Origin of the sequence: Mycolicibacterium vaccae NBRC 14118 = CIP 105934, assembly GCF_001552715.1 — a bacterium.
Lineage (GTDB): Bacteria > Actinomycetota > Actinomycetes > Mycobacteriales > Mycobacteriaceae > Mycobacterium > Mycobacterium vaccae.
The window spans coordinates 21,524-28,060 of sequence record NZ_BCRS01000074.1; the positions used below are offsets into that span (position 1 = coordinate 21,524).

General features: G+C 67.2%; 7 protein-coding genes. All 7 read right to left on the reverse strand.

Translation table 11 applies throughout. The features are described 5' to 3' along the window. Position 1 precedes the first annotated feature (1 nt). Positions 2 to 991 (reverse strand): glycosyltransferase family 2 protein, encoded by a 990-nt coding sequence (locus tag MVA01S_RS15665; RefSeq protein WP_082762386.1) that lies wholly within the window; start codon positions 989 to 991, stop codon positions 2 to 4. After that, a complete protein-coding gene (locus tag MVA01S_RS15670; protein WP_003932751.1) occupies positions 981 to 1,883 on the reverse strand; it encodes a glycosyltransferase in 903 nt (300 codons plus the stop codon). Before MVA01S_RS15670 ends, MVA01S_RS15665 begins: the two co-directional genes overlap by 11 nt. A gap of 27 nt (positions 1,884 to 1,910) precedes the next feature. Continuing rightward, positions 1,911 to 2,747 (reverse strand): glycosyltransferase family 2 protein, encoded by an 837-nt coding sequence (locus MVA01S_RS15675; RefSeq protein ID WP_003932752.1) that lies wholly within the window; start codon positions 2,745 to 2,747, stop codon positions 1,911 to 1,913. A gap of 479 nt (positions 2,748 to 3,226) precedes the next feature. Further along, complete coding sequence (gene regX / locus MVA01S_RS15680; RefSeq protein WP_003932753.1) at positions 3,227 to 3,913, reverse strand: two-component sensory transduction protein RegX; 687 nt, start codon at positions 3,911 to 3,913, stop codon at positions 3,227 to 3,229. Positions 3,914 to 3,920: 7 nt separating this feature from the next. Further along, positions 3,921 to 5,114, reverse strand: coding sequence for a sensor histidine kinase (locus MVA01S_RS15685; protein ID WP_003932754.1), 1,194 nt, complete (start codon positions 5,112 to 5,114; stop codon positions 3,921 to 3,923). 139 nt (positions 5,115 to 5,253) lie between these two features. Beyond that, positions 5,254 to 6,006, reverse strand: a complete 753-nt coding sequence (locus MVA01S_RS15690; RefSeq protein WP_003932755.1) for a phosphoglyceromutase — start codon at positions 6,004 to 6,006, stop codon at positions 5,254 to 5,256. A 24-nt stretch (positions 6,007 to 6,030) separates the two neighbouring features. Then, positions 6,031 to 6,537 (reverse strand): type III secretion system chaperone family protein (locus tag MVA01S_RS15695; protein WP_060941632.1); only part of this gene is annotated, 507 nt, incomplete at its 5' end.

Genomic DNA, 6,537 nt, shown 5'->3' on the forward strand with positions numbered 1-6,537 from the left:
CTCAGCGGCTCCGCCGAACGAGCTTGCCGCGCAGATAGCCGGCGGTGGTCACGCCCAGACCCAACACCATGACCGCGGCCCGGGCCCGTCCGCCGCGGCGCAGGGACACCGCCTCACGGGCCACGGCGCGCGGCAGAACCTTTGTGGTGTAGGCACGCTCGCTGTCGAGCGGTCTCGGCGCCTGGGCCAGCCGGGTGACCACCGCCTTGGACAACCCTTCGTGATAGCAGCGGCTGACGAAGTACCGCAGGGTGGCCCGGTCGCTGCTGACGTAGTGCCGGACGGAGGCGGCGGGATCCAGCAGCACCCGACCGGTTGGCCGCATGGTCCGTAGCCGCAGGAACAGCTCGGTCTCCTCGCCCCCGACCGGCTTCTTTCCGACACGGCCGACTTCCGGGCGGAATCCGCCGATGTCGTCGAGTGCGGACCTGCGCAGTGACATGTTGCAGCCCAACGGATTACGCACCGGCGCGAGCCGATCAGGCTGACCGAGGTAGCTGCAGCCGACCACCCAGTCGAACTCGGCGGGCATCCAACGGGGACGACCGTCCGGCCAGACCGGCGCCGCGGAGCCGCCCACTCCGAGCACGCGCGGATTGTCGTAGTGCCGCAGCAGTGCCCGGCTCCATCCGGGTTCGGCGGCCGCATCGTCGTCGAGGAACGCCACCACCTCGCCGTCGGCGAAATCCACTCCGGTGTTGCGGGCCCCCGACAGACCGCGGGGACCGTCGCTGTGGCGCACCAGGATTCGATGGTCGTGACCGAACCGTACGATCGCGCGCACATACAGGTCGTCGTTGTGGTCGATGACCACCACGACCTGCAGCTGCGGACCTCGATCGGCCAGCACCGACTCGACCGACCGGCACAGATCGTCCCAGCGTTCGGTGGTGTAGGCGCAGATGACGACCGACAGGCTTTCCACCGGGCGCAGTTCGGCCGGACGGACATGCGGCAGCACCCGGCGGTTGCGGACGTGCTCAATGGTCATGTGCGCTCCTGCGGCTGCGGATCGTGCTCAATGCGTAGAGGCCGGTGCGCCGGATCTGCATGTCGCAGGACCGGACACGTCCGTAGATGCGGTCCCCGGCGGTGACGTTCCAGGCCGGGTCCGCGGCGAGCATGCCGGAGAACCCGAGGATCTGCCCGAGCTGGGATCGGGCGGAGGTCAACGCCGTGGTGGAACCGCTGGCGATGCGGAACGCCGCGAGTGTTCTCGGCACCCCGTAGAACTCGCCGCGGCTGAGCAGACGCACCCACAGGTCGAGCTCGCTGAGGAACGAGCTGACGTGCCGGAATCCGCCGCACCGGTCGAAGTCGGCGCGCCGGAACATCGCGGCGACCGGCGGCCCGATCGGATTGGTGCCGCTGCGGACGATGCGGCGTACGACGTGGTCGGCCGGCTGCCTGCCTGCGATTCCCGGGAGGCCCCGGTCGGGGCGCATCATCGCGCCGTTGTCGTCGATGAAGTCCGTCCGCGCTGAGACCAGCGTGACCTCAGGCATCGCATCGAGCGCCGCCGCCTGCACCCGCACGCAGTCCGGCGCCAGAATGTCGTCGGCGCAGACGAGTTTGACGTACCTGCCACGGCTGCGGCGGATCGCGAGGTTGAAATTGTCGATCATCGGCACGGTCACGTCGTTGCGCAGCACCCGCACCCGCGGATCGGCCAGACCGTCGAGCAGCCGGCCGGTGCCGTCGGAGCTGTTGTTGTCGACCACCACGACCTCGAAGTCGTCGCTGTCCTGCGCCAGCGCACTGTCCAGCGTGGCCGACAGATGACGCTGCGCCTGATAGGCGGGAATGCAGATCGACACTGCGGGACGGGATTTGCGGTCTCGCGGCGATCTCGACGGCGACGTCGATGCGATGGTGATGGTCACGTCGTCAACCCCTCCCCCCGATGTCCGCTACGCCGAGCGCCGCTCGGAGGCCAGCGCCTGGACCACGCGGCCCGAGACGCCTGACCGGTGGTCGCGCAACACCGTGCGCAGCACCCGCAGTCCATCCCGGATGGCGTGCAGATTCGACTTGCCGTAGCGCCTTGGCATTTCCATGCTCGGCACCTCGGCGATGCGCAGACCCGCCTGGCTGGCACGCACCGTCATCTCCGCCTCGATCTCGAAACCCGTTGCCTGCAAGCCCAACAAGTCGAGGTAGCGACGGTGGAACGCACAGAACCCGTAGCACAGGTCGGTGAGCTCGCTGTCGAACAGGGAGTTGAACACCGCCAGGAGGAACTTGTTGCCGGCCCGGCGGAACGGCGTGATGTCCAGCGATCCGCCACCGGCGATGAAGCGCGAGCCCTTGACGAAGTCGTAGCCGTTGGCCAGGAAATGCAGGTAGTGGCGGATCTCCTGGGGGGCCATGCTGCCGTCGGCGTCCATCATCACCACGACGTCGCCGGTGGCGGCGGCGAAACCGGCGCGCAGCGCGTCCCCCTTGCCTGTTCCCTGCTGCGACACCACCATGATGTCGGGCCGGTAGCTGCGCGCGGTGATCACTGTCGCATCGGTCGATCTGCCGTCGACCAGGATTATCTCGTCGACGTCATCGGCAATCTGCTCGAGTACCCACGCGATGTTGCGCGCCTCGTTACGGACCGGGATGACGAGGCTGACCGTCATCGTCGACGCGGCAGGCGGGCGACCCGCCGCCCCGCGCGAGGTTTGGTCGCCGTCGATCAACGCGGTGGCCCGCATCGCCGCGGTCGTGTCATGCCCGTTCTGCGCCGCCAGTTCAGTCACCGCTCGACTCCCATCTGTACCGGGTCAGATTCCCGTGGTTCGGACCAGCCCGCCGCGGCTACAGGGGTGCAATCAGCACATTCGACTGCAAACCTTGCTGCATTCGCTACAGCGACAGATCGTGGCTGTTCGGCGTTAGCGCGGGACGCTATCAGCGCACCTATGAGTGCGCTAGGCAAAGTTTCTCAGGGCCAGCTAACCAATTCGGAAGGTTTGCTGACAATCGACATCGGCGTCAATGGCGGTGTATATTTGTCCTGGTAGGCCGCGTTACCGTGGCAGTTCATGAGACAAGTTGCTCGATGATGTCGCGCATGCACGTGCCGGTGTGTGCAGAAATAGCAAACAGATGACAATTAAAACGAAGTGTCGACTGTTACCAAGATCACGAATTGACGGGAGTTGCCATTACTGCGCCCAGCACCGAGATATTGCGGTGAGGCAAACCCGCGAGCCGTGGCAAACGGTGCCGGTGAACGTCAGCTTTCCAGCTTGTAACCCAGGCCGCGGACGGTCACCAGATGCACCGGGTTGGCCGGGTCCGTCTCGATCTTGCTGCGCAGTCGCTTGACGTGCACATCGAGGGTTTTGGTGTCGCCGACATAGTCGGCGCCCCACACCCGGTCGATGAGCTGCCCGCGCGTGAGCACCCGTCCGCTGTTGCGCATCAGATATTCCAGAAGGTCGAATTCCTTGAGCGGCAACGTGATCGGTTGACCGTTGACGCTGACCACGTGCCGGTCGACGTCCATCCGCACCGGCCCGGCCTCCAGCACCGCGTCGCCGACGCCGATGTCGTCGTTGTCGGCGCCACGGCGCAGCACGGCCCGGATCCGGGCGATCAGCTCGCGTGCCGAGTACGGCTTGGTGACGTAGTCGTCGGCGCCGAGTTCCAGTCCGACCACCTTGTCGATCTCGCTGTCGCGGGCGGTCACCATGATGACCGGGACGCTCGACCGCGACCGCAGTTGCTTGCACACGTCGGTGCCGCTCATCCCGGGCAGCATCAGGTCGAGCAGCACGATGTCGGCGCCGGCACGGTCGAATTCGGCCAGTGCGGCCGGCCCGTCGGTCACCACGGTGGTCTCGAAGCCCTCTTTACGCAACAGAAAGGCCAGGGGATCAGCCAGGGACTCCTCGTCCTCCACGATCAGCACGCTGGTCATCGATGCATCAGCCCTCTCGCTCTTCGGGATCGTCGGCACCGCCGGCATCGTCGCCGCGGTGATAGGCAGGAATGGACAGCGTGAATGTCGAACCGGTGCCCGGCTGGCTCCACAGTCGGATCTCGCCGTTGTGATTGGCGGCGACGTGTTTGACGATCGCCAACCCGAGTCCGGTGCCGCCGGTGGCCCGGGACCGCGCCTTGTCGACGCGGAAGAACCGCTCGAACACCCGCTCCTGGTCTTCGGGGGCGATGCCGATGCCCCGGTCGGTGACCGCGATCTCGATGTTCCCGCCGCGCCGCCTGCGGCTGATCGAGACCGAAGAACCGTTGGGCGAGTAGGCGATTGCGTTGGACACCAGGTTCGCGATCGCCGTCACCAGCAGCGTCTGGTCGCCGAGCACCTGGAAGCCGGTCGGCGCGTCGGTGGTGATCGCGATGTCGGCGTTGTCGGCGGCCACCTTGTGCCGTGACAGCGCCTCGGAGACCACGGTGTCGACGTCGACGGCCTCCAGGTCGGGCAGCCGTTCGGCGCCCTGCAACCGGGACAGCTCGATGAGCTCGCCGATCATGTCGGCCAGCCGCACCGACTCTGCCACCATCTTGCCTGCGAAGTGTTTGACGGTGTCCGGGTCGTCGGCCGAGGCCAACACAGCCTCGGCGAGCACGCTCATCGCACCGACCGGGGTCTTGAGCTCGTGACTGACGTTGGCCACGAAATCGCGGCGGGTCGCTTCCATCCTGGCCTGCTCGGACTGGTCGCTGACGTAGATGACGGCGAACCGCTGATTCCGCTCGGTGAGCGCCAGGACATGCCCGCGGACCGACATCCCGGACCGGCCCGGGCGGGGCACCCGGCGGGGTGCGAGGTCGAAGTTCGTCGGCGCGCCGGTGGCCAGCGTGCGTTGCGCGGCCTCCCAGGCCTGGTCGTCGAGCAGCCGGTCCCGCACCAGGCCCAGTTCCTGGGCGCGGTCGTTGGTGTAGACGACGTCGCGGAACGTGTCGACGACGGCGATGCCGGCCGGGGCCTGCGAGACGATGAACCCCAACATCTGCGACACCGTGAGGCCGGATTGTTCGGTGGACCGCCGTTCGCGGCGATCGCGGAGTCGGGGCACCACCCGTACTCCGAACGTCACACCGACCGCCAACGCGAGCAGTGCCACGACCGCTGCGAGCAGCAGCGCCGATACGACACTCACGGGCAGATCGTACGCATATCGGTGAACGTCATCCCAGCGGCGAGCGGCCGAAACTGGACATGTCACAAAGTCGGAGACCGATGTTCGGTCCCGCGTCCCGCGCTGTTCACCTGGCGTTCGCCCGGCTGCCGGGATCGGCCTACTTGGCGCCCTGCGCGGCCACCGCCGCCGCCCCGGCGGCCGCAGCCTCCGGATCGAGGTAGCTGCCGCCCTTGACGGTCGGCGTGAGGTTCTCGTCGAGGTCGTACCGCAGCGGGATGCCGGTCGGAATGTTCAGGCCGACCACGTCCTCGTCGGACATGCCGTCGAGGTGCTTCACCAACGCGCGCAGCGAATTGCCGTGCGCGGCGATCAGCACGGTCTTACCCGCCTTCAGGTCAGGAACGATCACCTCGGTGAAGTACGGGACGAACCGGTCGACCACGTCCTTGAGGCATTCGGTCAGCGGGGCGCCGCCGGGGATGAAGGCGTAGCGGGGGTCGCGGTCCTGGCTGAACTCGCTGCCCGCCTCGATGGGTGGCGGCGGGGTGTCGTAGCTGCGGCGCCACGCCATGAACTGTTCCTCGCCGTACTTCTCTTTCGTCTCGGCCTTGTTGAGGCCCTGCAGCGCGCCGTAGTGGCGCTCGTTGAGGCGCCAGTCGCGGTGCACCGGGATCCAGTGCCGGTCGGCTTTGTCGAGCGCGATGTTGGCGGTGGTGATGGCCCGGCGCAGCAGCGAGGTGTACAGCACGTCGGGAAGACGGTCCTGGGCCTTGATGAGTTCGCCGGCGCGCGCCGCTTCGTCCCTGCCCTTGTCGGTGAGGTCGACGTCGACCCAGCCGGTGAACAGGTTCAGCGCGTTCCACTCGCTCTCACCGTGGCGGAGCAGGATCAGCGTCGCGGTATCTGCCATTTCCTGATCCTCTCACGGAAGGGTTCAGTCGTCGCCGATGAGATGCTCGAACGCGGCCAGGTTCTGCAGCGACTCGCCGCGCGAGACCCGCCACTCCCACTCCTTCTGGATGGAGGTGCGAAAACCCAACTCCAGCAACGTGTTGAAGTCCGAGTCGACCGCCTCCAGCACCTGCCCCAGCACGCGGTCGATCTCGTCGGGGGTCACCGAGGCCAGTGCCATCCGGCCGACGAGGTAGATGTCGCCGACGTTGTCGAGGGTGTAGGCGACGCCGTAGAGCCTGCGGTTGCGTTTGAGCAGGAACCGGTAGACGCCTTCGTGGTTCTCGTCGGGCCTGCGGCACACGAACGCCTCGACGCGCACCGAATGCTCGCCGATGGACAGCATGGTGTTGGTCTTGAGCTTGCGCTCCCCCGGCAGCGCGACCACCAGCCCGGGCAGCCCGCCGGCCGCCCCGTCGTGATGGGTGTACTCGAGGTCGTGCTCCTTGAGCGTCCGCTCGACGAGATCCCGGACGGCCGCTGTGCTGTC